Source organism: Amycolatopsis ruanii, from assembly GCF_003385175.1.
GTDB lineage: Bacteria > Actinomycetota > Actinomycetes > Mycobacteriales > Pseudonocardiaceae > Amycolatopsis_E > Amycolatopsis_E thermalba.
The window spans coordinates 146,016-170,996 of sequence record NZ_PQHY01000005.1 but is presented as its reverse complement, the minus strand read 5'-3'; the positions used below and the strand labels follow the sequence as shown (position 1 = coordinate 170,996).

Sequence of the window (24,981 nt, the reverse complement as noted above, 5' to 3'; positions counted from 1 at the left end):
GGGGATCGGTGGCGATGGCAGGCAAGCTGCGGGGTTGCTCACGTCGTGCATGGCCGCCTCGCCGTGACGTTCGTGAACGGCGATCAAAGGGTGGCGATACGTGCTGCCCGGGCCGGCTCAGTTGCGTGAGACAGCCGACCCGAGCAGCGCGTCGGTGCTCCGGCTACGGGTTCGGGCCCGTTGCCGCGGGACGGTCGGGCTGGTTCGACCACTGCGACCACGAGCCGGGGTAGAGGGCCGCGTCGATCCCGGCGATGGCCAGCGCTGCGATCTCGTGCGCCGCGGTCACACCGGAACCGCAGTACACCCCCACTGGGCCTGCGGTGACGCCCAGGTCGCGGAAGCGGGCCGCGAGTTCGGCGGCCGGTCGGAACCGGCCGTCGGTGGCGAGGTTGTCACCGGTCGGCGCGCTGACAGCACCGGGAATGTGCCCGGCGCGCGGGTCGACGGGCTCCTGCTCGCCGCGGTAGCGCTCGCCGGCCCTGGCGTCGAGCAGCGTGCCCTCGGCCGGCAGGGCCGCAGTCTCGTCGATCGAGAGAACGGGCAGGTGACCGGGCTTGAGCACGACGTCGCCCGGCTCGGGCGTGCGGCCGAAACCGGTCTCCAGGGGCCTGTCGCCCCACGCGGCGAGTCCGCCGTCGAGGAGCCGGACGTCCGCGACACCCGCCCAGCGGAGCAGCCACCAGGCGCGGGCGGCGGCGAGGTTGCCGCTGTTGTCGTAGGCCACGACGGACGAGCCTTCGCGGACGCCCCAGCGACGTGCGGCCGCCTGGAAAGCTTCGATGTCCGGTAGCGGGTGGCGTCCCTCGGCGGGGGACGGCGGTGTGGCCAGCTCGGTGTCGAGGTCCACGTACACCGCGCCCGGCAGGTGCCCGTCGAGGTAGTGACGATGTCCGTTCGGATCGCCCAGCGCCCACCGCACGTCCAGCAGAACAGGTGGGGCAGACGAGTCGAGCTGCCGTTGCAGTTCATCGGCGCTGATGAGGACCGGCGGCCGGGGCAGGTCGATCTCGGATGGGTCGGCCGAACCCGGCGACTCACCACGCGCGGCGGCGAGCGCGAGGCGGCGCTGCATCGCGGCGTTGAGCGGGGCCGGAACTCCGTGCAACCGTCCGAGCAGGACGATTTCGCCGTTGAGGAAATCGCCCTCCACCGATCCGGCACCGCGGGCGAGGCTTTGCCGGGTCGAGCTGCCGGCGCGCGGACGCCCCGGGATCTCGGCGGGGTCCGAGGCCGAAGTGTCTATTTCGGATGCTTCGCGCAAATTGACCGGATCGATGCCTGCCGCGGCCAGCACCCGACGGCCCTCGGCGCGCAGCTCGCGGCCGAGCGATGCCGTGCGGTCGTCGGGACCGAAGAGAGCGTCGACGGCGTTGCCGAGGTTGGCGAGGAGTTTCCCCGCCTTCCAACGCAGCAGGTCCGGCACGAGCTGGACGCCGAAGCCGGCGGTGCGCAGGTCGGCGGCGATGGTGTCGAGGCGCGGGTCGTCACCGGACGGGAACTGGCCGAGCCACAGGATGCCCGGCAGTTGGGCGCCCTGGGCGCTGACCTCGCCGGGTTCCAGGTAGGTCGTCGGCATCCACAGGGACGCCCCGAACACCGTGGCGAAGCGGCGCAATGCCGCGCGTTCGTTCTCCAGGCCGTTCTGCAGCATCAGCACCGGCAGGTCGGCGGCCAGACCGGCGCCGGCCGGGAGCCACGACCACTCCTGGAGGACCTCCTCGGTGTTCTGGGTCTTGGTGGCCACGACCAGGACGTCATCCGGAGCGAGTTCGACCTCCTCAGCGTTGCCGGCGACCGGCACCGGGACGAGCTGCTCGCCCGTGGGCCGGAAGTACCGCAACCCGCGCTCGCGGATCTTGGCGCCGTGCTCGCCGCGCGCGATGAGCACGGCCGGAATGCCGGCGAGGTGGAGCTGAGCGGCGACGGTCGAGCCGACCGCGCCCGCTCCGATGATGACGTAGCGCATGGGCCCATGGTGCCGGACCGATGGTGGGTGGGGGGCGACGGTGCTGGGTGGGGTGACGGTGCTGTGGCAGGGACGGTGCGGGGATGACGGTCCGGGGGAGGATCGGGACGGCACTCGCCGGAGGGATGGCGCTCGTGGGAGGGATGGCGCTCGTGGGAGGGAACGGTCCTGGTTAGAGGGGCCGGTGCTGGCCGGAAGGCAGTGCTGTCCGCAGGGGACGGTGTCGCAGGTGGGATGCCCCGTGCGGGCGCGGGTGCCAGCCACAGGTGCGGCGCCCGGCTGCGGGTAGGGTGCCGGCCTCGGGTGGGTGCGGCCCGGGGTTGGGATGCCCAGTGCGAGTGCCAGTCGCAGGCGCAGGTGTCCGGCGCGGGCGGGGTCCAACCGCATGCGCGGCCGCAGGCCGCGGGCAGGGTCCAACCACAGGCGCGGCCGCAGGCCGCGGGCGGGATCCAACCACAGGCGCGGCCGCAGGCTGCGGGCCCGCATGCCGGGGGCGCGGGCCGCAGGTCCGGGTGCCGATCGAGTGCGGATGCGGCGTAGCTGACCGTGACAATGCGGTACCAGCAGCACCACGCTCACCCGCCGGGCGAAATCCTCGCCCTCAAACGCGGTGCAACAAGATCGTGACCTCTTGCGCTCAACCACGGCTCCCCGTGGGGCGTCTTTGCGCTTGTAGGGATCATCCGAACGCTGGGGGAACGTACAAGTGACCGTCAAGAAGCTGGTGCTGGCCGTCGCCGCCGTGGGCGCTGCTCTCGTGCTCACCGCCTGTGGGGGTGGTGCCCAGCAGGCCGCGGACGTGCAGCAGGTCGCCGTGACCACCGGCGCGCCCACCACAGCGCCCACCACCACCAGCACCGCCGCTCCCAGCACCACCACGCCGTCGACCAGCTCGGCCGCGCCCTCGACGACCAGCACCACCACGAAGCCCTCGACCAGTTCGAAGACCACCACCAAGAAGACCACCACCACCAAGGCTCAGGCCCCGGCGGGTGTGCCGTGCGCGGCCACCGTCGACGCCTGTGTCGACCTCTCCGCGAAGAAGGCCTGGCTCCTCAAGGACGGCGAGGTCGTCTACGGCCCCGTCCAGATCATGCCCGGCTCGGCCAGCGACCCGACGCCGGTCGGGACCTTCCGCGTCTCACACAAGGTCAAGGACTACCACAGCCGCGAGTTCGACGCCCCCATGCCGAACTCGGTCTTCTTCCAGCCCGGCATCGCCTTCCACCAGGGCAGCCTGTCCAAGTACTCGCACGGCTGCATCCACCTGTCGACCAGCGCCTCGCAGAAGTTCTTCAGCACCCTGGCGGCCGGGGACACCGTGCAGGTCGTCCGCTAGGACGCCACCTGCACGATCTCCCGCAGCTCAGCCAGCAGCTCACCGCGGCTGCCCGCCCCCAGGCGCTGCCGCATCCGCGCCATGTGGTGCTCGACCGTCTTCGCCGAGATGAACAAGCGATCACCGATCTGCTTGTACGTCAACCCGGCGACCACGAGCTCCGCGACCTGCCGCTCCCGCTCGCTCAGCCGCACCCCGCCCGTGTGCTCCACCGCTTCCCGGCCCGGCCGGCCCTGGAGCACACGGGCGCAGTCCAGCAGGGTCACCATCGCCTTGCGGTCGGACGTCCGGATCGCCGCCTGGCCGGCCAGCCGCGCGCCGTCCCAGCACAGGCCGACCCCGTGCAGGTCACGCGCCGCCGACTCGACCTCCGGCGCGTCGACCTCGCCGCCCAGCACCTTCAGCCAGCACCCCGCCGCCCGCGCGATCGTCGCGAAGTACGGGCCCTCCGACGCCGCCTCCGCCAAAGCCTCGGCGTGCGCGGCCGCCTCCTCCGGCTGCTCCGCGATCACCGCCGCGTGCAGACCGCTCCAGTGCAACGCGCTCGCCCACAACGGCGGGTCGCCCAGCCCGGCCAGCAGCTCCCGCGCCTGCCGCAGGTGCGGCGCCAGCCGGTCCCGCTCCCCGAGTCGCGCCGCCGCCACCTCGAACTCGCCGAACGGCAGGAACGTGAACAGGTCGACCGGGTGCCGGACCACCGCCTCGCGCGCCTGGATCCAGATCCGCCGCAACCCGGCCAGGTCGCTCGCCCGGCGCGCCAGCCCGACCCGCAACCCGACCGCGAACAACCAGTCCCGCGGCGACAACTGCTCCCCCGCCGACCGCAGCTGCGCGTTCGCGCCCTCCTCGTCGCCGCGCAGCATCGCGATCCACGCCAGCAGCAACCGGTGCCGCGGCACCAGCACGCCCGACGACACCGCCCGCTCCAGCAACGGCTCGGCGATCGCCGCCTCACCCGAGTGCAGCGCCACCAGCGCGCCCAGCGCCGCCGGGCTGTCCGGCAGCAGCACCCGGTCCGACACCGGCTCCAGCATCTCCGCCGAACGGATCAAAGTGGACAGTGCCACCGTCGGCTGATCCGTCACCGACTCCAGCACACCACGAGCCGCCGACGACACGGCACCGGCGAGCAACGTCGGCGGACCGTCCACTGAGGACTTGTCCAGCAGCTTCTCCGCCTCCGCGAGCCGCCCGGACCCGGTCAGGCCGATCACCGCGAAACAGCGCGCGGCCGCGGTGTCCGACCACTGGAACAGCTCCGCGCTGCGGGCCAGCTGGCCCCGGTGCGCCAGCGCCGCGCCCGCGACCTGCGCCCCCTCCGCCCGGTCCGCCGCGTCGTCCGAGCCGATCACCTGGTCGGCCAGCTGCAGCGCCGTGTCGAAGTCCCCGGCTCGCGCGACCGCCTCGGCCCACCGGGTTCCCACCGCCGCGGCCGGCCGCCCGGCCCGCACCGCCGCCTCGTACAACCGCGCGGCCAGCGCCGGCTCCCCGGTCGCCTCACCGGCGGCCACCTCGAACGCCGTCGCCACGTCCGCCCCGGTCACACCGGCCCCGATCAGCGGCCGGACCAGGCTCAGCACCGGCCCGCTGCGGTCGAGCTGCCGCCGGATGAGCCGCAGCCGCAGGGCGATCCGCCGGTCGGCGGGCACCAGCTCCCGCAGGGCCCGCGCGGCGACCGGCAGCAGCCGCCCGTCCGGCCCCAGGTAGCCGGTCGCCCGCACCGCTTCGACCGTCGACGCGGGCAGCTTCAGCGCGGCGAGCAGGTCCGGATCGGCCCCGGCCTCGACCGCGAGCAGGTAGCACAGCGAATCCTCGCCGGCCTGGTCCAGCTCGTGCCGGAACGCCGCGACCAGCTCACCGTCGCCGCCGGCCAGCAGGCGCACGAACCCAGGCACGCCGCCGGTCTGCGCCAGCACGGAGTCGACGGCCAGCGGCCGCCCGGCCCTGGACAGGAACGTCTCCGTGCGCGGCCGGTCGAACGGCCGCAGCACCAGCTGCCCGGTCAGCCGGCCGAGCACCTGGTTCAGCGCGGCCGGCCGCGGGTGCGGGCGGGCCGCGATGACCAGCCCGGCCGACTCGTCGTCGAGCTGACGGGCCACTTCGGACAGTTCGGCGTCGGTCAGCAGGTGGGCGTCGTCGACCAGCCGCACGCCGGGCGCGCCGGCGAGGTGGTCGAGCACGGCGGTCTTGCCGTAGCCGCCGGGGGCCACGATCGCGAGGCGGACCGGCGCGAGCTGACCGGTTTTGATCGCCGCGCAGACCCGCTCGGTGGGTTCGTCCAGCAGGATCACTCGTCGTCCTCGCTTCGGGAGCCGCCGCGGCGGGAGGGCGCGAACCGGCGGCGGGGCGGTTCGAGCGGGGTCAGTACGACGGGCGGCCGCGGCGGAACGGGTTCGTCGTCGTACACGTCTTCGGGTTCCAGGTCGGGAAAGCCGGTCACCTTCGGCACGAGCGCGGTCGACTCGACCGCTGCGCCTTCCCGCAGCCGCGCGACCAGCGCCGCTCCGCGCGCGACCGCGAAGGCCGGTTCCGGCTCGGCGACCACCCGGCAGCCGGTCAGCTCGCCGGCCAGCTCGGCCAGGAGCGGCACCGCCGCCGTGCCACCGACCAGCAGCACCGCGCTCAGCCGCTCGTACCGGCGCAGCGGGTCCAGCGTCGCGAGCAGGCCGGGCCGCGCCAGCCGGTCGAACTCGGCGCGCGTCACCCGCACCGGCCCGATCTCGGTCTCGGGCAGCGTCGAGAGCCGCTCCTTGGCCTCGGCGCACACCAGCCGCAACGCCGAGGGCGCCACGTCGCCGCACCGCTCGTGGACGTGGGCGAACAGCAGGTCGTCGAGCGCCTTCCCAGCCGCCGGCTCGGCCGGCTCGGCGTGCGTGACCAGGTCGAACGTCGCGGGTCCGCGCCGCAGCACGGCGAGGTCGGCGTGCTCGCCGCCGATCCGGCACACCGCGACGAGGGTCTGCGGGTCGATCCGCTCCCGCGCGAGGTGCCCCTCCGCGGCGGCGACCGGCGTCGGCAGCAGGATCGCGGGCGGTAGCCCGGCCGCGCCCAGCGCGTCGAGCAGCAGCTTGCGCCGGTAGGTGCCCCAGGACGGCGGGTGCGTGACCGCGATGCGCTCGGCCGGCTCGCCTTCGTCGGCGGCGACCTGGTCGACGACCCAGCCCGCGACGGCCGCGGTCAGCGCCTCTGACGTGTACAATTCGTCACCAAGCAGGAACGGAACGTCATCGCCGATGCGGCGCAGGAATCCCCGCGCCACCCGGTCCGGTTCCACGACCGAGCGCCGCAACGCCTCCGCGCCGACCGACACGGTCGCGTCCGGAGCGACGTGCACGACGGACTCCACCGGGGGCCCGGACACCGGCTCCGACCAGCGTTCGCCCACGTCACGGCACACGGCAGCGGCGATGCCGGTGCTGCCGATGTCGATGCCGAGAACGTGACGCATAGGGGTTGAATCCTCACTCACGGGGTCGCCCCTTCGTACCAAAGTCGCCCGTTGGGGTCACATCCCCTAATCCCCTAACCGCTGGCCCCGATGACCTCACCCAAGGTTGCGGACCTATCCCCGATGCCTCGGTAACGGAACGGTCACTAGGTTCGGCCGAGGCGTCCTGCGGTGCACCCTGGACGCCTTGTCCGGTTTCAAACCCCCCGAGATCCGCGGAGATATTCCTTGTCTCTCCCCGCCCAGAACCTGCACGAGTTCGTGCTCAACCTCCTGAACGACGAGGCTGCCCGGTCGGCGTTCGCCGCCGACCCGACCAGCGCGCTCGCCGCCGCCGGCTTGAGCGACGTCACGCCGCAGGACATCCAGGAAGTCGCCCCGCTGGTCGCCGACTACGCTCCCGCGCCGCTGGCCGACGCGCTGTCCGCGCTGCCGCTGGACGCCGACGTGACCGACCTGCAGGGCGCCATCGCCCAGCTGCAGGCCGTCGCGGACGCCGCTGACGCGCTGCCCGTCGCGACCCCCGAGCTGCCCCTGGACGTCCCGGCCCGCGCCGACCTGCCCGTCGAGACCCCGGCCCTGCCGGTCGACACCTCGGCCCTGCCGCTCGGCGAGGAGCTGCTCGGCGGCCCGACCGCCGACCTGGGCGACCTGCCGGTCGAGCTGCCCGAGCTGGGCGACCTGCCGCTGGGCGACCTGCCGCTGGGCGACCTGCCGCTGAACGTCCCCGCCCTCGACGGCCTCCCGCTGGACGCGCGCAACGACCTGCCCGTCGGCGACCTCCCCGTCAGCGACCTGCCGGTCAACACGCTGCCCGTCGAGGCGCCCGATCTGAGCAGCTCCGCGGTGTCGCTGCCCGAGGTCGAGGGCCTGCAGAACGCGGTGCCCGGCCTCCCGGTCGAGCTGCCCGCCCTGGGCGAGCTGCCGTCCCTGCCGACGGTGAGCACCGAGCGCGCCGACGTGCCGAGCGAGCTGACCGGCCTGCCGGTCGACGCGAGCGCTCTGCCGCTGGACGCGGGCGCCCTGCCGGTCGGCACCGAGGACGTCACCGGCCTCGCCGCGGCCGTCGGCCTGACCGAGCTGCCGGAGACCGGCGGCCTGCCCGTCGACTTCGACACGCTGGGCTCGCTGCCGGTGGACGCGCCGTCGCTGGGCGACGAGCCGTTCACCGCGCCCGACCTGGACGTCCCGGGCGTGGGCCGCTTCGACACCACGAGCGCCGGCTCCGCCGACGGCTACGCCACCACCGTCTCCTACGAGGGTGACCTGGCCGAAGGCGCCGCCGCGGCCGCCGCCGCCGCGGAGGGCGCGGGCGTCGCCGGCACCGCCGGTACCCCGGCCGGTGCCTTCATCGGCAGCGCCGCGGGCAGCACCGAGGGCTTCACCGGCGGCTTCGCCGTCGAGAACAACGAGGGTGAGCTGCAGGGCGGTCTGACCGCCACCGAGGACGCCGTCCTCGCGGGCGCCCGCACCGACTCGGCCCTCGGCACCTACACCCTCGGCGTGGACGGCACCCCCGCCGACGCCCCGAGCCTTGACGGCCTGCCGAGCTTCGACGAGGCCGGTGACCTGGCCGGTTCGCTCGACTCGGACGTCCTCGGCCGCGCCGAGCCGGCCGCCGGCACGATCGCCGACTACATCTCGATCGGTGGTGACCTGGTCGGCGGCGGCGTCGCCCAGCACTCGGCCACCCTCGGCGAGTACCTGACCCTCGGCGGCGCGCAGGCCGGTGAGCTGGTCACCAACGGTGGCGCCCAGGCCGGCACGGCGATCTCCGACGCCGGCCACCAGGCCGCGGACCTCGCCAGCGACCTGCCTGCCGCCCCCGGCGTGCCGTCCGTGCTGCCCGCCGCCGTCCCGACCATGATCCCGGCCGAGGCGCCCGGTGATCTGCCGGTCCACTTCGGCGCCGAGCTGCCGCAGGGCCTGCCGCACCTGCCGGTCGCGAACCCGCTGCCCGAGGTGACCAACCACGTCGAGCACGCGCTGACCACCGACCCGGTCAAGGAGATCGTGTCCGTGACCGACAGCCCGCTGGCCGACGCGATCGGCCCGCTGAACCACGCGCCGCTGCCCGAGGCCGCTGACCTCGACAACCTGCACGGCGATCTGCCCCTGGGTCACTGACCGGTAGCCGCAACGGCGCGGCTACCACTCACCGACGGAGCGGCGGGGTTCGTCTCAGAACGGACCCCGCCGCTTCACGTTTTGGTCACGACACGGCACACTCCTCCGCGTGCTTGCACCGCCCTGGCTCGACGTACTGGACGACACCGCCCACGTCTGCGCCACCCAACGGCGTCCTGATCTGGTCGATCGCATCCGCAGACGCAGAGCTCAGCTGCTCGACGAGCAGCTGCGGGTGGTCGTGATCGGCGAGTCCGGCCAGGGCAAGAGCCAGCTGGTGAACGCCCTGGTCAACGCGCCGGTGTGCGCGGTCGGCGAGGACGCGACGACCACCGTCCCGGCCGTCGTCACGCACGCCGAGACCCCCACCGCGGCCGTCGTCACGGCCGGTCCGCGGGCCATCGAAGGTCCCGCCCGGCAGCCGGTCCCGGTCGAGTCGGTCACCGGGCAGGCCAATCGGGAAGCGGTCGCCGTGAGCGGTCCACCGGTCGTGCGGGCCGAGGTCGGCCTGCCCCGCGCGCTGCTGTCCGGCGGCCTGGCGCTGGTCGACACACCGGCGCGGGCGGCCATGGAGACCGTCGACTCGGCGGACGCCGTGCTGATGGCCACCGACGCCACGAGCGAGCTGTCGGCGTCGGAGATCCAGCTGCTCGAACAGGTCGTCCGGCTGTGCCCGACCGTGCTCGTGGTGCTCACCAAGATCGATCTGGTCCCGGGCTGGCGGGCGGTGGCGCAGCGCAACCGCAACCGCCTCGACCAGCGCGGGCTGATGGCGTCGCTGGTCCCGGTTTCGGCGGCGCTGCGGCTGGCCGCGGCGAAAACCGGCGACCAGGCGCTCAACGCCGAGTCCGGGTTCGGCGAGCTGGTCAAGTGCCTGCACCAGGACCTCCCCGGCCAGGCGGACCTGCTGGCGCGCCGCTCGGTCGCCGCGCTGAGCACCACCACCGTCGAGGCCCTGCAGAACTCCCTGACCGAGGAGTACGCCGCGACGCAGCAGCCGGACAACGGCGACGCGGTCGCCCGCTGGCACGCCGCGGGACGACGTCTGGAGAGGCTGCAGCGGGACGCGAACCGGTGGCAGACGCTGCTGTCCGACGAGGTGTCCGACCTGATCTCGGACGTCGAGTTCGACCTGCGCGACCGGACCCGCAAGATCCTGGTCGAGGTCGACGAGTACTTCGAGACCGCGGACCCGGCGAAGACGTGGCCCGAGTTCGAGGAGTGGCTGCGGGATAACCTCACCACGGTCGCCGAGACGAACTCCGAATGGCTGCTCGACCGGTTCGAGTGGATCGCGCGCAAGATCGCGCGGCAGGTCGCTCCGCACCGCGAAGACGCGCTGCCCGACTCGCTGCCGCGCGAGGTGCCCGGTGACGCGGTCGGGGACCTGCGGATGCCGCGGGTCGAGCGGTTCAGCGTCGGGCAGAAGCTCTTCGTCGGCATGCGCGGGTCCTACAGCGGCCTGCTGATGTTCGGTCTCGCGACCACCATCGCCGGCCTGCCGCTGATCAACCCGATCTCGCTCGGCGCGGGCGCGGCCTTCGGCGCGAAGAGCGTGTTCGAGGAGCGCGGCAACCGGCTCAAGCGGCGCCAGCACGCCGCGAAGACCGCCGCGCACCGGTACGTGGACGACTTCTTCCTGCGCTACGGCAAGCACAGCAAGGACACCGCGCGGCAGATCCACCGCGCGCTGCGCGACCGGCTCAACGGGGTCGCCGACGAGCTGCGTGGCGAGATCACCGAAACCGCGAAGACGTTCAAGCAGGCCATCGACGACGACACCACCCGTCGCACGGTCCGGGCGAACGAGATCCGGCGGATGATGGACGAGCTGAACGTGCTGCGCCGCCGGGCCCAGGCGCTGGCCACGCCCGCGCAGCTGCCGACCCAGCGGGGGATCACCGCGTGAGCCTGGCCGCGAGGACGCGCGCGGTCCTGCAGGAGGCGCTGGAGGTCTACCAGGACAGCCCGCGGGCGACGAGCTGGTTGCAGCGCCAGCTGACCCGGTTCGACGACCCGCTCCGGCTGGCGGTGGTGGGGCCGCGCGGCTCGGGCCGGTCGACGCTGGTCGCCGCGCTGGCCGGGGAGCCGCCGCAGGGTGAGATGACGTGGTTCCGGACCTCGCCGGGCCGCTCACCGGACGAGCTGATGCTGATGGACACGCCGGCGATCGACGGCGGTGCGGCGCCGAGCACGATCGAGGGGATCTGCATGGACGCCGACGCGGTCCTCTACCTCGTGCGGCGCCCGTCCGAGGCCGATTTGTCGTTCCTGCACACGCTGCAGGACCACCCGGTCGCGCGAGCGGCGGCCGTGAACGCGCTGGTCGTGCTGTCGCGGGCGGACGAGCTGGGTGGCGGCCGGGTGGACGCCGTGATCTCGGCCCGGCAGGTCGCGCGCCGCTACCGGGTTGCGCCCGAGGTGGCCGGGCTGTGCCAGGACGTCGTGCCGGTGGCCGGGCTGCTGGCCGCGGCGGCGCGCACGCTGACCGAGCCGGAGTTCGCGGTGCTGCGAGCGCTCGCGGCCGTGCCGCGGGAGGAGCTGGAGCCGCGGTTGCTGTCGGCGGACCGGTTCGCGGCGGCGGAGTTCCCGGCGCCGGTGGCCGCGTCCGACCGCGCCGCGTTGCTCGCCCGCTTCGGGATCTTCGGCGTGCGGCTGGCGTTGACGTTGATCCGCCGCGGCGCGGACACGTTGCCGGCGCTGGCCGGTCAGCTCGTGCCGCGCAGCGGCCTGGCCGACCTGCGCGAGGCGATCGACGGGTACTTCGTGGCGCGGCGGGACGCGCTCAAGGCGCGGTCGGCGTTGATCGGGCTGGAAGTGGTGCTGCGCATGGAACCGCGCCCGGCCGCGGCCGGGTTGGCGACCGAACTGGAACGGTTGCTGGCCGGTGCCCACGATTTCCGGGAGCTGCGGCTGGTGGCCGCGCTGCAAACCGGACGGACGTCTTTTTCGGCGGACCTGAAGGCGGAAGCCCTGCGGTTGATCGGTGCCGCGGGAACGTCGCGGACCGAGCGGCTGGGGGCGGAGCCGGTGCTGCTCGCCGTGCGGCGGTGGCGGGACCAGGCGGAGAACCCGGAGCTGAGCGCCGGGGAGCGTCGCGCCGCGGCAGTCGTGTTGCGCAGCTGCGAAGCGATGGCGAACGGGACGATCTGACGCCGTTCGTCACATGGCCGTGGGCTCGCCCGGGTCGACGAGCCCGGCCGGTTCAGTCCTCGGTGGAGTCGGCGGGCTTGAGGTAGGCGGTGCCGCCCTGGGGCATCCGGCGGAAGAAGTTCACGCGAGCGATCGGCTGACCGTAAGGCTGACGGCCGATCATCGGATTCACCGGAGAATCAATCGCATCCGCGCTGGGCACCACCAATTCCCCGGGCCGGTTATCGCGTTCCCGGCGGGGATCCCATTGCACTGACATCAGTTTCCTTTCCGACGTGTTGATCCGTCCGAAGAGGACGGTACTCCTGCCGCGCCGGTCGCACGAACCAAGGTCGCCTCGAACAGAGCGGCGAGCACCGGCCGCATACCGGACTCGATTTCCGCCAGGGATAGCCCGGAGGGCGCCCGGCTAAGCCGCACCACCAGTTCGGCCGCGTCCCCGTCGAGCCAGTGCAGTTCCGGTGGGTCGCCGGGACGGCCGACGAGCACTCTGCGGGTGGTCTCCATCCGGGCGATGCGCAGCAGCGGGTCCAGCGTGTAGTAGCCGGGCGGCACCGGACGGGTGACAGGTTGGGAAAGAGTGGGCGCGTCCTCATCACACAACAGGGTGCGCAGCAACCACTTGGCGTCGATTTCCAGCGTGTCCTCCGCGCCGCGGAGCCAGCGCCCGATCTCCGTCGCGCGCTCGCGAGCGCGGGGAAGCAACGAATTCGTGCCGAGTTCGCTGTTCTCGTTCCGCGCCCACACGTCTTCGGCGAATTGCGCCAGGCACGCGTAGGCGTGGAACGCGGCGATGACCTGTTCCACCGGCCACACCGCCGCCGACCACGACGGCCGGAAGGTGCGCCCGTCCGCCGGATCCGGGCCGAGGAAGTCGCGGGTGATGGCGAGATCGAAGAACTTCTGATGGGCGCCCTCGTGGATGATCGCCTCGGCGACTTCGTAAGCAGCATCCGGCCGATCGATGAGGATCATCCCCGGGAAGAGCCGGGACGACGCCGACACCAATCCGCCGGACGTGGCCGGATCGAGGACCACGAGCAGGTCGACGTGCGCCACGAGGTCGCCGGCCAGCGCCGGGCTCACCGCCCGGACCTTGTCCAGGCCGGCCGAGACGACGGCCAAGGCCTCGTCGTCCCCGGTCAGCACGCGCGGCGGACGACCACCGGACAGGCTCTGCGCGTGGATGACCCGAAGAGCCTCCGCGAGCACGGCACCGGCCCGGTCTCCGGTCGCCACCTTCAACGTGGACGGGCCCGCCACCAGCTCGGTCACGACGCAATCGAGGTCGTCGCCGAGATCGGAAGTGATCGGACGTCGTCCCGCCAGCGCTTCGCCGACCTGGAACCGGAAAAGGGGGCTGTCGAGCTGCTCCGGCGGTACCGGAGCCCGTCCCGGGAGCAGCAGTTCGACCGCCAGCCGGTAGAGCGCCCGGCGCTCCTCGAGCACCGCATGGGCGGGCGCCAGTGCCGCGTGAACGGCCGTGGCGTCCGGCCAAGCAGATCTGGAATTCATCCGTGCGCGGCTTCCGCTAGAAGGACCAGCCTGTGGACCGCGCGAGATTACAGCCACGCCCGAGCGCACCCGCAACGGGCCATCTTGTCAGACAACAGACGCCAGGTACGGGTCTGGCCTCCCCTCAGACCCCGCTGCCCAGGAAGGAAACGACCTGCACGAAACCGACGACCGCCAGGACGAAGCAGGCCGTCACGGTCATCACGAGCACTGTTCGCCAGCCGATCAACACGACTGCCATGGCCACCAAGAAGATGACAATCAGAAGGTTTTGCGAGCCCACTGCCAACACCTCCACTCGTGTCCGCCCGAGTCGCCCCGACGGATCCGGCCCCCGCTTCGGCAACTCCAGGATCTCCATGTTGTAGGTTGTCTGTCAAGTGACAACTTGTTGACAGACAACTTGCGTCTGGCATCAGTTCTTGTTACGGTCGACGAATGCTCGGGGACACCCAGTGGAGCAAGGCGAGAGGTTGACGATGGATGACGAGAGCTGGGCTCTCTCACCGAACGCCCGCAAGCCCCTGCCCGAACTGATCGAGGACAAGATCAGGGCACTCATCACCAACGGCACGTTCCGGGCCGGCGACCGGCTCCCGACCGAACCCGAGCTGGCGCAGAAGATGGCTGTGGCTCGCAGTTCCCTGCGCACCGCCCTGCAGCGCCTGCAACTCCAGGGCGTCGTCGAGGTCATGCGCGGACGCGGTTGGTACGTGCGCTCCACCGACGTGGCCGAACGGGACGAGCCGTTGCGGTTCGACCGGCGCGTGAGCGATTCCGACCTGCTCGAGGTCCGGATCGCGCTGGAGACGACGGCCGCCAGTCTCGCCGCGCTGCGGGCGAGCCAGGGCGAACTCGACGACATCGCCAAGCTCGCCAAGCTGCACCAGGCCGCCTCGGTCAACGACAAGGACGAGCTGCTGCGGACCGACGAGGACTTCCACGCAGCCGTGGTGCGGGCCAGCCACAACGAGCTGCTCGACCAGCTGTACCGCTCGCTCGTGCCGCAGCTGCGGTCCTACCGCCGCAACAGCTACAGCAGCGCCGAGGTGCACGTCCGCTCCGCGAACGACCACAACCAGGTGTCGTGGTTCCTCAGGCGGCGCGACGAGGCCGGCGCACGAGCGGCGATGACCACGCACCTTCTCGGTCTGTACAACGACCTGGCCGCCCAGACCGGCATGCCCGTCGAGGAGCGCGCCGGCTTGACGAACTACGCGCTGGAGGACGAACCGAGCTGGCAGCAGAACCGGTGAGCCAGGTCCGAATTTAATCCGATCGGGCCTATCGTCCCGGTCCGCCATCCGCCGATCATGGTTCTTCGATCGTGCGGAGAGGCAGTGACGACTGGGGACGCGGGCCGGGGCGGGGACGGCTCTCCACCTCCCGGAACCGGCCGCCGCCCCAGCCGGTTCGGCTTCCTGCTGACCGCGGTCGGCCTGGTCCTCCTGATCGTCGGCCTCACCTGGCCGTCGTCCGGCGGCTGGGTGGCCGCGGCGCACCGGTTCCTTCTCGCGGCCTCGCCCGGGTTCCTCGTCACCGGCCTCACGATCATCGGCTACGAGGCGTTCGTCCACCACCGCCTGCTGTCCGAGATCGTGCGGCTCGCGGGGCCGCGCATCGTCGAAGCACTGCTTCCGCAGCAGGTGATGGGCGCTTTCCTCACCTCGGTCTACGGCGAGAAGGAAGCCAACCGCGACGTGCTGGTCGGTGTGCTCGGTGGCGAAGGGCGGCGTCCGATGGGCGCCGATCTCGCGGTCAGCACGCACACCGAGGTGGATCTCGAACTGCGCGCGGTGGACCACGAGCAGTACCACCTCACGGTCACCACGACCTACAGCTTCAAGAAGAACGTGGCGGTGGACCGGTTCGTCATCTTCGCCACCTGCAGCACGCTGCTGCGGGACTCGATCAGCTCGGGTTGCCAGCTGCCGCTGTTCGAGCTGTGGTTCATCCCGGACGAGGACATCTTCCAGAACTCGGTGGAGGACATGCTGCCCTCGGTCCGGCTCGGGATCGAGTACCTGGACGACCGGGGCGACCACCACCTGGCGTCGTCGGACAAGCTGCGCCTCCGGGAGGTCAAGTACGACCGGTGGGCCGACTACCTGTCGTTCTTCCGGGAGGACATGGGCTCGCTGCGGCGTCAGAGCACCCGGGACTACCTGGGCGCCCTGCGGATCTTCGAGTGCGATCTGAGCGATCTGGCCGAGGACGAACACGAGGTCCAGTCGATCGAACGCCTGACACTGCGGTCCACCACCCTGCAGCAGATCGGCGACGGCTACTGCTACTGGCACGCCCCGTACCCGTGCTACGTGGACCGCATCCGGATCGACGCGGCCGATCTGGACGTCGACCGGACGGGCACCTGGGCCTTCCGGGTGGCGCCGTTCATGTTCCGGTCGGAAAACATCTCGGAGAAGTGGCTCAAGGCCGACGAGCTGACGACGATCGAAGTCCACTCCTGGCTGCTTCTCGGGCACGGCGTGGCATTGCTGTGGCGACCCGGCGGCCAGTGGGAGCTGCCGTGACGCGGGGACAACTGGCGTTCGGGATGGCCGTCGCCGCGGTCGCCGCCCTGGTCGCGGTCCTGCTGTGGGAACCGAGCTCCACCTGGCAGGTCGTCGCGCACACCGTCCTGACGCTGGCGTGGACGCTGCTGGGCCTGTGCGCGGTCGTCCTCGTCGGCTATCGGCGCGGACTGCGCAGGCGGTTGTCGGACGACCTCCGCCGCCTGTCCGGACCGGGCATCGTGGACTCGATGGCGCCGAAGCAGTTGCTCGACGTGCTGCTCTCCTCCATCTACGGCCGCGACGACGCCACCCACGACGTCGTGACGGGTCTGCTCGGCAGGCACCTCGCGGTGAGCACGCACACCGAGGTCGACCTGGAACTGACCGCGCTGAGCGGCGAGCTGTACGAGCTGCGGTACACCTGCACCTACCGCTTCCGTCGGCCGCTGGTGACGAACAAGTTCGTGCTGGTCATGACGTCCGACGCGGAGGTCCGGGACTCCCTCGTCGCCGGGATCGAACTGCCGCTGTTCGATCTGTGGTTCTTCCCCGACCGATCCGGGTTCGACGAAGCCGCCGCGCGCACCCTGGCCTCGGTGCGAATCGCGTGCGACTACCTGGACGCTGAAGGAAACGCGCGTAGTTCAGCGCCGGTGCAACCCGACCTGCGGGAAGTGCCTGGTCGTCTCATCGGCCAGTACCTGAAGCCGGAACTGCGGCGGCGGCTGGACCTGCCGTCCGCGAAGCTGCACGTGTTCGAGTGCGATCTCGGCCGGCTGGCGGGGCGGGCGGTGCGCTCGATCGAACGGCTCGAGGTGCGGGTCGCTGGGCCGCAGCACGTCAACGACGGTTACTGCTACTGGCAGCCACCGTTTCCGTGCTACGTGGAGCAGGTGCGGGTGAACGCCGGAGCGCTGAACGTCGCCGGGCGGGCGGAGTGGCAGTTCCGGACGGTGCCGTTCACGTTCCGGTCGGGATCATCGGTGGCGGAGTGGTTACCGGCCACCACCCCGACGACGCTCGACATCGAATCGTGGCTGCTGCCCGGGCACGGGGTCGCCGTGCTGTGGCGGCCGGCGAAATGAGCCGCGGGGGAACGTCCTGTGCTCAGGCCGGTTTGCGTGCCTCCACCAGCACCCGCGAGGCGTGTGCGACGAACGGGCCCCGCTCGGTGATCTGGTCGTGCAGCTCGCGTAGCCGGTCGCGGTAGGTCTCGACCGTGAAGCCGGGCACCATCCACACCACCTTGCGGAGGAAGTAGATCACCGCGCCGACGTCGAAGAACTCCATCCGGAGCCGCTCGTGCCGCTGGTCCACGACCCGCAGGCCGGCGGCCTCCGCCGCGGCGCGTTCGTCGTCCGGGTGCCGCAGCCGGTGCGTTCGCCGGTCCAGGGGGCCGAGGAAGTACTCGACGAGTTCGAAGGCGCTGGCCGGTCCGACGTGCTGGGCGAAGTACGTGCCACCGGGCCGCAGGACCCGGCTGATCTCGTCCCACCACGGCGCCACCGGATGCCTGCTGGTGACGAGGTCGAAGACGGCTTCGGCGAACGGCAGCGGCGGCGACTCGCCCTGGGCGACGACGTGCACGCCACGGGGGCGGAGGAGCCCGGCGGCCTTGGCGAGGTTCGGCGGCCACGACTCGGTCGCCACCATCAGCGGCGGGAAGGTGGCCCGCGCCCCGGCCAGCACCTCGCCACCGCCGGTCTCCAGGTCCAGTGCCGCGTCGACACCGGCCAGCCGCTGCCCCAGCAGCCGCTGGTAGCCCCAGGACGGTCGTTGCTCGGTCGCCCGCCCGTCGAGCCAGGAGAAGTCCCAGCCCTCGACGGGCGCCGATTCCGCCTCGCGCACCAGTTCGGCGAAGGAGCGCACGGCACCGCCTTTCCGGTCGACTGTGGTCGGCCCAGCTGCCGATCGTCCCTTTCCTGGCAGACGGCCGGCAGACGGCGCGCGCGAGTTTCGCTCAGCCGAGGAACGACTCCGGAAGGTCGCCTCACGGGGCGGTTGCCGGGCGAGTGCGTCTGCCCCGCCCGGCATCCGCCCTGGTCAACGGCGCGGAAGCGGAGGGATTTGAACCCCCGGTCGGTTTCCCGACGCTCGCTTTCAAGGCGAGTGCATTCGGCCGCTCTGCCACGCTTCCCTGGGCCTCAGGGTAGCGGCTCAGCCGCCCAGGCCCTCGAGGTGTTCGTCGACCCGGGAGAAGACCCTGGCGAGCACCGCCTGCTCCTCGGGGGTCATCAGATCGATCAGGTGGGCCCGGACGCCCTCGACGTGCGTCGGCGCGGCTTCTTTCAGCAGGGCCTCTCCGCCGGGGGTCAGTTCGGCCACCACGCCGCGCTTGTCGTCCGGGTCGGGTGCCCGCCGGGCCAGGCCGGCGGCTTCCATGCGCGCTATCTGGTGCGACAGGCGGCTCTTCGTGGAACCGATCATGGCCGCCAGCTCCGACATCCGCATCCGCCGCTCCGGCGCCATCTCCAGGCACACGAGGACCTCGTAGTCGGTCAGCGACACGTCGTGCGCGGCCGCCAGTTCGCGGTGCAGCCGCTGGCGGAGCCGCAGCGTGGCGACGACGTACGCGCGCCACGCCGACATCTCCGGCTCGCTCAGCCAGCGCACCTCAGCCATGTACCGAACAGTAGCCCGGAACCGCGATTACCAACCAACGAGGGACGACGCTCCGGTTGAGGATTCGCCCGCGCAGGCGCATGCTTGAGGGCAACGGCGGATCGGTCACCGGTCCAGGGACGCACTACCCGGGTGCGGTCCATCGAGCCGTCCGCCGGGAGAGGGTCAGGTGGTTCAATGACGAGAAGTTCCTCGCGGTTGACTACCGGATACAGCTGTGGACCCACAGCCGGGATGCGGTGAACCCAGTCCGGCTGTGACTGTGAGCAGCAACGGGTTTCCATCTCGATGCGCCTCGACCATCGCTTGCGCACCACGGCGATTTCGAGCCTGCCTCAGTGCGGTCTCCGTGTCCGCACAGCAGAGCTCCTCGCCGGCCCGCGACGTGGTCAGCCGCTGATTACAATTGACAACCTCGGTAATCCTGGGTGCGGACTCGCGGAGTCCGCACCCAGGCTTGTGTGAGGGAGACGCGGTGAGGTTTGACGAAGGCGCCGGGCTGGACACGTCCGAGGTCGACGACCTCCGCGGCGGCGGTGGGGGCATCGGGAGCCGGGTCGCGCTCGGCGGCGGTGGGCTCGGCGTCGTCGGCGTGATCATCTACTTCGTGCTCTCCCAGATCGGCGGGGTCAGCCCGAGCGGCGTGGGCGGCCTGGGCGAACTCGGCTCCGGCGAGCAGGTCAGCAACGGCTCGCTGGCGCAGGAATGCCGCACCGGCGCGGACGCCAATTCCAATCACGACTGCGCGATCGTCGCCATCGTGAACTCCATCCAGGACTACTGGAGCGACCAGTTCGCCCGCTCCGGCCGCACGTACCGCGCCGCGCAGACGAACTTCTTCAGCGGCGGCGTGCGCACCGGGTGCGGCAGCGCGACCTCCGACGTCGGCCCGTTCTACTGCCCGGCCGACTCCGAGGTCTACATCGACCTGTCCTTCTACGACGAACTGCGCACCCGGTTCGGCGCGGAGGGCGGCACGTTCGCCGAGGCGTACGTGCTGGCGCACGAGTACGGCCACCACGTGCAGAACCAGCTCGGCACGTCCCGCCGGGTCGGCAACGAGACGGGGCCGACCTCGGGTTCGGTGCGGCTCGAACTGCAGGCCGACTGCTACGCCGGGGTGTGGGCCAACCACGCGACGACCACGCCGTCGTCGACCGGGCGGCCGCTGATCAGTGAGATCACGCAGGACGACATCGACCGCGCGCTGGACACCGCGTCCCGCATCGGCGACGACTACATCCAGTCCCACCTCGGCGGCGGGCAGGTGGACGAATCGCAGTTCTCGCACGGCACGTCAGCCCAGCGGGAGCGGTGGTTCACGACGGGGCTCCAGACCGGCGACCCGGCGCGGTGCGACACCTTCGGAACGAACAACCTCGGGTGACGCGGGTGGACCGTTCGTGCGGGGGGGGGAGTGGACCGTTCGTGCGGGAGCGAGCGGGACTTTCGCGCGGGAGTGAGTGGGACTTTCACGCGGTGGGCAGACCTTTTGCGGCGGGTGGGCCACTCGCGCGTCAGCGGGTGGGATTTTCGTGGACCGGCGAATGGGCATCTCGTAGTTCCGCGAACACGAATCTCGCGGAGTGAACCATCGCCGTGCCGGTGGGCCACTCGCGCGCGACCGAGTGGGCCACTCGCGCGTCAGCGAGTGGGACTTTCGTGGGAGACAAGCCGCCGCAGAGGAGAACGCTAGCGCTCGGCGGGTGCATGAGGGAATCGCCATCGAGGCAGGCCAGTGCAGGCGGGCAACGCGAGCAAGCAGCGCAGGCGGGGCAGGGTGCAAGCAGCCCGGCAGGTGAGAGGCACTCCGGGTGGGCGCCGCCCGTGGAGTGGCGCCCACCCGAGAACCTCAAGCCACCGCCAGCTCCGCCGCCTTGGTCGCCGCCGGGGTGCGGTGTGGCTTCACCGCCGCCGTGCCGGGCTTGACTCCGTTCACGGACTCCGTGCTCAGCGCGAACCTGCCCAGCGTCCACGCGACCGCGTCCGCGTTGCGGTCCAGCGCCACCCGGTCGACGTTCCCCAGGTTGTCGCACGCCTGGTGGTAGCACGGGTCGTACGCGACGCCCGCCTGGCCGCCCCACTTCGCGGCCTGCTCCGGCGTCTTCACGCCCTCCGCGCCCGTGAACAGGCCACCCGCCGGGATCCCGACCGCGATGAACTCGCCGTAATCCGACCGGCCGTCGAAGTCCTTGCCCTCCGTCGGCACGCCGCGACCATTCAGATACCCAGCCAACTCGGCCTCGATCTGCGCCGAACCGTACGGGCCCGGGCCGGCGCCCACACCGTCGGAATTGTCGCCGTCATAAGCGAAGTACCCCGCGTTCGGCGAACCGATCATGTCGAAATTCAGGTACAACGCGATGTCCAGCTGCTGCTCGAAACTCAGCGAATCCACGTAGTACGTCGAGCCGACCAGCCCGAACTCCTCCGCGCTCCACCACCCGAACCGCACCGCGTTCTCCACCTTCGGCTTTCCGCCGAGCTGCAACGCGATCTCCAGCAACGCCGCCGAACCCGTGCCGTTGTCGTTGATGCCCGGCCCCTCCGGCACGCTGTCCAGGTGCGCGCCGGCCATCACGACGTTGTCCTTGCGACCGGTCTTCGTCTCGGCGATCACGTTGTAGGACGTGCGCTCCTCCCGGAACTCGCGCAGGTCCAGCGTCACCGTGGCACCGTTCAGCCCGGACAGCGCCTGCCCGTCCGCCTGGGAGATGCCACCCGTCGGGATGCGCGCGGCCGCCGGGTCACCGAGGGTGCCGTTCAGCGGACCGGCCACGTTGTTGTAGATGACCGCGCCGATCGCGCCCGCGTCCGCCGCGGCCGCCTGCTTCTGCGCGAACGGGCAGGAACCGCGCGGCACCAGGACGATCTTGCCCGCGACACCGGCATAATCCGACGCCTCACAACCGGGCGTGGCGTCCACCGGGACCACGGCCAGCGGCGCGGTGATCCCGCCCGCCGGCGTCGACGCCGAATACGTCATCACGGTGATCGGCACGTCGGCGCCGTTCACCGTCAGCTTTTCCGCGATCGTTTCCGTGTAGGTGAACGGGAACTCCTGCCGCGTCACCGAATACCCGGCGGCTTCCAGCTTGCCGGCGATGTACTCGGCGGACTCGGCGTGCCCGCCGGTTCCGGCGGCGCGGTTGCCGTCGTTGCGGTCGGCGATGCGTTGCAACGCGATCAGGTGCCGGTTGATGGCACCCACGTCGGTCTTCGCGACGAGCTGGTCGGGTAGCGGGGACGGGGCTGCGATCGCGGCCGGGGTGGCGGCCGTCGCGAATGCGGCGGTCAGCACCAGGGCGGCAAAGGGTCTCTTTGGCCGAAGTGACATGAGGAGTCACTGTTGTCCCGATTCGCGCCGAGGTCAATCGTGCATTCGGTGTACCCCGGCAATAGGGTCGGGCACATGCATGCGATCAAGCTCCGTGAACCCGGCGGCCCGGACAACCTCGAGTGGGTCGAGGTCCCCGATCCGCGGCCCGGCCCCGGTGAGGTGCTCCTCGACGTCGCCGCGAGCGCGGTGAACCGGGCCGATCTGCTGCAGCGCCAGGGCAACTACCCGCCGCCGCCCGGGGCGAGCGACATCCTCGGGCTCGAGTGCTCGGGCACGGTCGCCCAGCTGGGCGAGGGCGTCGACGGCTGGCAGGTCGGCGACGAGGTGTGCGCGCTGCTCGCCGGCGGCGGTTACGCCGAACGCGTCGTCGTGCCCGCCGGGCAGCTGCTGCCCGTCCCCGGCGAGGTCGACCTCATCACCAGCGCCGGCCTGCCCGAGGTCGCCTGCACCGTGTGGTCGAACGTGGTCATGCACGCGCACCTGGCCGAGGGCGAGGTGCTGCTCGTGCACGGCGGCGCCGGTGGCATCGGCACCCACGCGATCCAGGTCGGCAAGGCCCTGGGCGCGACGGTCGCGGTCACCGCGGGCTCGGCCGACCGGCTGGACCGCTGCCGCCAGCTCGGCGCGGACCTCGCGATCAACTACAAGGAGCAGGACTTCGTCGAGGTGTTGCGCGACGAGACCGGCGGCGCCGACGTCATCCTCGACAACATGGGCGCGAAGTACCTGGACCGCAACGTCAGCGCCCTGAAGACCGGCGGCCGCCTGGTGATCATCGGGATGCAGGGCGGTGTCAAGGGCGAGCTGAACATCGGCAAGCTGATGGCCAAGCGCGCCAGCGTCGCCGGGACCACGCTGCGGGCGCGGCCGGTGGACGACAAGGCCCGGATCGTCGCCGACGTGCGGGAAAGGCTGTGGCCGCTGGTCGCCGAGGGCACGGTCCGGCCGGTGATCGGTCAGGTCGTGCCGATGTCCGAGGCCGCCAAGGCGCACCAGGCCCTCGAGGAGGGCGGCGTGTTCGGCAAGGTACTGCTCTCGGTCCGCGGCTAGCGCAGCTCGTCCAGTACCCGCACCAGCTGGTTGACCTCGAAGACGTTGGAGTAGTGGGCGAGCGCTATCCGGACCGCGCCGCCCACCTCTCCGACGCCGAGCGCGGCGAACACGCCGCTGGTGCCGAGGTCGGCGAACGCGCACAGGCCCTGCGCGGCAAGGTACTCCGCGACCTCCGGCGCCTTCTTGCCCATGACCGTGAACGCCAGCGCGGGGATGCGGCGCATCGCGTCGCCGATGACCATGACGTGCCGCAGCGCGCGCAGTTCCGTGCTGAGCTGGGCGAGCAGCCCGGCGTGGTACGACTTCGCCGAGCCGAGCGAGGTCACCAGCCGTTCGCGGCGGGAGCCGGTGGCCGCGTCGTCCAGGCCGGCGAGGTAGTCGATGGACGCGATCAGCCCGGCCAGCAGCGGGTACGCGTGCGGGCCCAGCTCCAGCCGGGCCGGGCCGCGGGCGCCCGGGTCGAGCGACGTGGACGGCAGTCGTTCCAGCAGGTCGGGGTCGCGGAAGACGAGCGCGCCGACGGCCGGGCCGCCCCAGGCCTGCGCGGACACCACGAGCACGTCCGCGCCGAGGGCGTTCATGTCGAGCGGCAGGAACGCCGCCGCGGCGGTGGCGTCGACGACCACCAGCGCGCCGACGCGCTTGGCGAACTCGGCGATCGTCGGCACGTCGGGCCGGGTGCCGACCGAGCCGGAGGCGGCGGTGACGGCGACGGCTTTCGTGCGGGCGTTGACCAGGTTCTCGTACTGCCAGGCCGGCAGCTCGCAGTTCTCGATGTCGATCTCGGCCCAGCGCACGACCGCGCCCACGCGTTTCGCGCCGTGCGTCCAGGGCGCGATGTTGGTCTGCTCGTCCAGGCGCGAGACCACCACCTCGTCGCCCAGGGTCCAGCGCTCCGAAAGCACGTCGACAAGTCGACGCAGCAGCACCGCCGCGCTCGAACCCAGCACGACACCGGCCGGATCGGCACCGACGAGATCGGCCACCGCCCGCCTGGCCGCGGTCACGATGCTCTCCGCGCGCTGGGACGCCGGGAACGCGCCACCCGGGCCGGAGACCGGGGCACGCATCGCCGTCGACACGGCCGAGGCCACCTGTTCGGGTACCAGCATTCCGGCAGGGCCGTCGAAGTGGATCCAGCCGTCACCCAGCGCGGGGAACAACCCACGAATTCGAGCGACGTCGAACGCCATGGACAACACCGTACGGAGGGGTAGTTTCGCAATGCGTCCGGGGTTGGGCTGTCGCCGACCGCGGGCGTGCGCGACCGCTAGGCTCGAACACAGCGGCGTTGCCGGACCAGCCAGGATGGAGCAATGACGGAACCGAGGTTTTCCGAGTCACCCTCGCCCGACGAGCAGCCGCACCGCGTGGTCGTGGTGGGGCCGGACGGCTCGCCGGTGGGGACGGCGCGAATCCCGAACAAGGACGACGAGCAGCAGGAGTCGGTCGGTGACCTCGTCGAAGAGCCGGCGAAGGTCATGCGGATCGGCACGATGATCAAGCAACTGCTGGAGGAGGTGCGGGCCGCGCCGCTGGACGACGCGAGCCGCGACCGGCTGCGCGAGATCCACCAGACGTCCGTGAAGGAGCTGGAACAGGCGCTGGCGCCGGAGCTGCAGAGCGAGCTGGAGCGGCTGGTCAAGCCGTTCACCGACGGCACCACCCCGTCGGACGCCGAGCTGCGCATCGCCCAGGCTCAGCTCGTCGGCTGGCTGGAGGGCCTGTTCCACGGCATCCAGACGGCGCTGTTCGCGCAGCAGATGGCCGCGCGGGTGCAGCTGGAGCAGATGCGCCGCGGGCTGCCCGCCGGGCGCGGCGGCCAGGAGGGCCAGGCGCCGGGGATCAGCGGGACGGGTCAGTACCTGTGAGTGCCGGCGCGCGAGTGTGGGACTCGCG

20 protein-coding genes and 1 tRNA gene are annotated in these 24,981 nt (G+C 71.8%); 10 read left to right on the top strand and 11 right to left on the bottom strand.

Annotated features, from left to right (window positions below; genetic code table 11):
* Positions 1–163 precede the first annotated feature (163 nt).
* Entirely contained in the window at positions 164–1,969 is a 1,806-nt protein-coding gene (locus D0D28_RS37460) for a rhodanese-like domain-containing protein (protein ID WP_116109834.1), read from the bottom strand.
* 706 nt (positions 1,970–2,675) lie between these two features.
* On the opposite strand from D0D28_RS37460, the gene D0D28_RS35490 reads away from it, so the two are divergent.
* Positions 2,676–3,308 (top strand): L,D-transpeptidase, encoded by a 633-nt coding sequence (locus D0D28_RS35490; protein ID WP_162830483.1) that lies wholly within the window; start codon positions 2,676–2,678, stop codon positions 3,306–3,308.
* On the opposite strand, the gene D0D28_RS37270 is transcribed toward D0D28_RS35490, so the two are convergent.
* On the bottom strand, positions 3,305–5,599 hold the full coding sequence (locus D0D28_RS37270) for a helix-turn-helix transcriptional regulator (protein WP_116109833.1): 2,295 nt from the start codon (positions 5,597–5,599) through the stop codon (positions 3,305–3,307). The genes D0D28_RS35490 and D0D28_RS37270 overlap by 4 nt on opposite strands.
* Positions 5,596–6,756 carry an Hsp70 family protein gene (locus D0D28_RS04605; protein ID WP_094003590.1) on the bottom strand — a complete coding sequence of 387 codons (1,161 nt, stop codon included), beginning with the start codon at positions 6,754–6,756 and terminating at the stop codon, positions 5,596–5,598. Before D0D28_RS04605 ends, D0D28_RS37270 begins: the two co-directional genes overlap by 4 nt.
* Before the next feature lie 228 nt (positions 6,757–6,984).
* Here D0D28_RS04605 and D0D28_RS04600 point away from each other — a divergent pair, with 228 nt between their 5' ends.
* From D0D28_RS04600 to D0D28_RS04590, 3 genes are all read left to right on the top strand, one after another.
* Positions 6,985–8,883 carry an IniB N-terminal domain-containing protein gene (locus tag D0D28_RS04600; RefSeq protein ID WP_116109832.1) on the top strand — a complete coding sequence of 633 codons (1,899 nt, stop codon included), beginning with the start codon at positions 6,985–6,987 and terminating at the stop codon, positions 8,881–8,883.
* Between the two features lie 109 nt (positions 8,884–8,992).
* Entirely contained in the window at positions 8,993–10,792 is a 1,800-nt protein-coding gene (locus tag D0D28_RS04595) for a dynamin family protein (protein ID WP_116109831.1), read from the top strand.
* Positions 10,789–12,036 (top strand): GTPase domain-containing protein, encoded by a 1,248-nt coding sequence (locus D0D28_RS04590; protein WP_116109830.1) that lies wholly within the window; start codon positions 10,789–10,791, stop codon positions 12,034–12,036. Before D0D28_RS04595 ends, D0D28_RS04590 begins: the two co-directional genes overlap by 4 nt.
* Before the next feature lie 52 nt (positions 12,037–12,088).
* Here D0D28_RS04590 and D0D28_RS35485 read toward each other — a convergent pair whose 3' ends face one another.
* The 3 genes from D0D28_RS35485 to D0D28_RS35480 are packed head-to-tail and all read right to left on the bottom strand — an operon-like array spanning position 12,089 to position 13,912.
* A complete protein-coding gene (locus tag D0D28_RS35485) occupies positions 12,089–12,289 on the bottom strand; it encodes a hypothetical protein (RefSeq protein ID WP_162830975.1) in 201 nt (66 codons plus the stop codon).
* A 5-nt stretch (positions 12,290–12,294) separates the two neighbouring features.
* Positions 12,295–13,620, bottom strand: coding sequence for an aKG-HExxH-type peptide beta-hydroxylase (locus tag D0D28_RS04585; protein WP_240323095.1), 1,326 nt, complete (start codon positions 13,618–13,620; stop codon positions 12,295–12,297).
* Positions 13,621–13,675: 55 nt separating this feature from the next.
* Complete coding sequence (locus D0D28_RS35480) at positions 13,676–13,912, bottom strand: hypothetical protein (RefSeq protein WP_162830969.1); 237 nt, start codon at positions 13,910–13,912, stop codon at positions 13,676–13,678.
* Between the two features lie 118 nt (positions 13,913–14,030).
* Here D0D28_RS35480 and D0D28_RS04580 point away from each other — a divergent pair, with 118 nt between their 5' ends.
* From D0D28_RS04580 to D0D28_RS04570, 3 genes are all read left to right on the top strand, one after another.
* The gene (locus D0D28_RS04580) at positions 14,031–14,807 is read left to right on the top strand and encodes a FadR/GntR family transcriptional regulator (RefSeq protein ID WP_116109828.1); all 777 of its coding nucleotides are present in this window, start codon (positions 14,031–14,033) and stop codon (positions 14,805–14,807) included.
* Positions 14,808–14,891: 84 nt separating this feature from the next.
* The gene (locus D0D28_RS04575; RefSeq protein WP_240323093.1) at positions 14,892–16,085 is read left to right on the top strand and encodes a hypothetical protein; all 1,194 of its coding nucleotides are present in this window, start codon (positions 14,892–14,894) and stop codon (positions 16,083–16,085) included.
* Positions 16,082–17,152 (top strand): hypothetical protein, encoded by a 1,071-nt coding sequence (locus tag D0D28_RS04570; protein ID WP_162830974.1) that lies wholly within the window; start codon positions 16,082–16,084, stop codon positions 17,150–17,152. Before D0D28_RS04575 ends, D0D28_RS04570 begins: the two co-directional genes overlap by 4 nt.
* A gap of 22 nt (positions 17,153–17,174) precedes the next feature.
* Here the strand turns inward: D0D28_RS04570 and D0D28_RS04565 are convergent, their stop codons facing one another.
* The 3 genes from D0D28_RS04565 to D0D28_RS04555 all read right to left on the bottom strand — a co-directional run bounded on the left by D0D28_RS04565 (position 17,175) and on the right by D0D28_RS04555 (position 18,689).
* Positions 17,175–17,936, bottom strand: a complete 762-nt coding sequence (locus tag D0D28_RS04565) for a methyltransferase domain-containing protein (RefSeq protein ID WP_094003584.1) — start codon at positions 17,934–17,936, stop codon at positions 17,175–17,177.
* 183 nt (positions 17,937–18,119) lie between these two features.
* Positions 18,120–18,204, bottom strand: a tRNA-Ser gene (locus tag D0D28_RS04560).
* Positions 18,205–18,224: 20 nt separating this feature from the next.
* Positions 18,225–18,689 carry a MarR family winged helix-turn-helix transcriptional regulator gene (locus D0D28_RS04555; protein ID WP_094003583.1) on the bottom strand — a complete coding sequence of 155 codons (465 nt, stop codon included), beginning with the start codon at positions 18,687–18,689 and terminating at the stop codon, positions 18,225–18,227.
* A gap of 475 nt (positions 18,690–19,164) precedes the next feature.
* Between D0D28_RS04555 and ypfJ the strand changes: the two genes are divergently transcribed.
* A complete protein-coding gene (gene ypfJ / locus D0D28_RS04545; RefSeq protein WP_094003581.1) occupies positions 19,165–20,076 on the top strand; it encodes a KPN_02809 family neutral zinc metallopeptidase in 912 nt (303 codons plus the stop codon).
* A gap of 465 nt (positions 20,077–20,541) precedes the next feature.
* Here the strand turns inward: ypfJ and D0D28_RS04540 are convergent, their stop codons facing one another.
* Positions 20,542–22,026: a M28 family metallopeptidase gene (locus tag D0D28_RS04540; RefSeq protein ID WP_116109826.1), complete on the bottom strand. Its 1,485-nt coding sequence runs from the start codon at positions 22,024–22,026 to the stop codon at positions 20,542–20,544.
* 75 nt (positions 22,027–22,101) lie between these two features.
* On the opposite strand from D0D28_RS04540, the gene D0D28_RS04535 reads away from it, so the two are divergent.
* Positions 22,102–23,079, top strand: coding sequence for an NAD(P)H-quinone oxidoreductase (locus D0D28_RS04535; protein WP_116109825.1), 978 nt, complete (start codon positions 22,102–22,104; stop codon positions 23,077–23,079).
* Here D0D28_RS04535 and D0D28_RS04530 read toward each other — a convergent pair.
* Positions 23,076–24,275 carry a cysteine desulfurase-like protein gene (locus D0D28_RS04530; RefSeq protein ID WP_116109824.1) on the bottom strand — a complete coding sequence of 400 codons (1,200 nt, stop codon included), beginning with the start codon at positions 24,273–24,275 and terminating at the stop codon, positions 23,076–23,078. The genes D0D28_RS04535 and D0D28_RS04530 overlap by 4 nt on opposite strands.
* A gap of 123 nt (positions 24,276–24,398) precedes the next feature.
* On the opposite strand from D0D28_RS04530, the gene D0D28_RS04525 reads away from it, so the two are divergent.
* Positions 24,399–24,953, top strand: a complete 555-nt coding sequence (locus tag D0D28_RS04525) for a bacterial proteasome activator family protein (RefSeq protein ID WP_094003577.1) — start codon at positions 24,399–24,401, stop codon at positions 24,951–24,953.
* Positions 24,954–24,981: the final 28 nt, after the last annotated feature.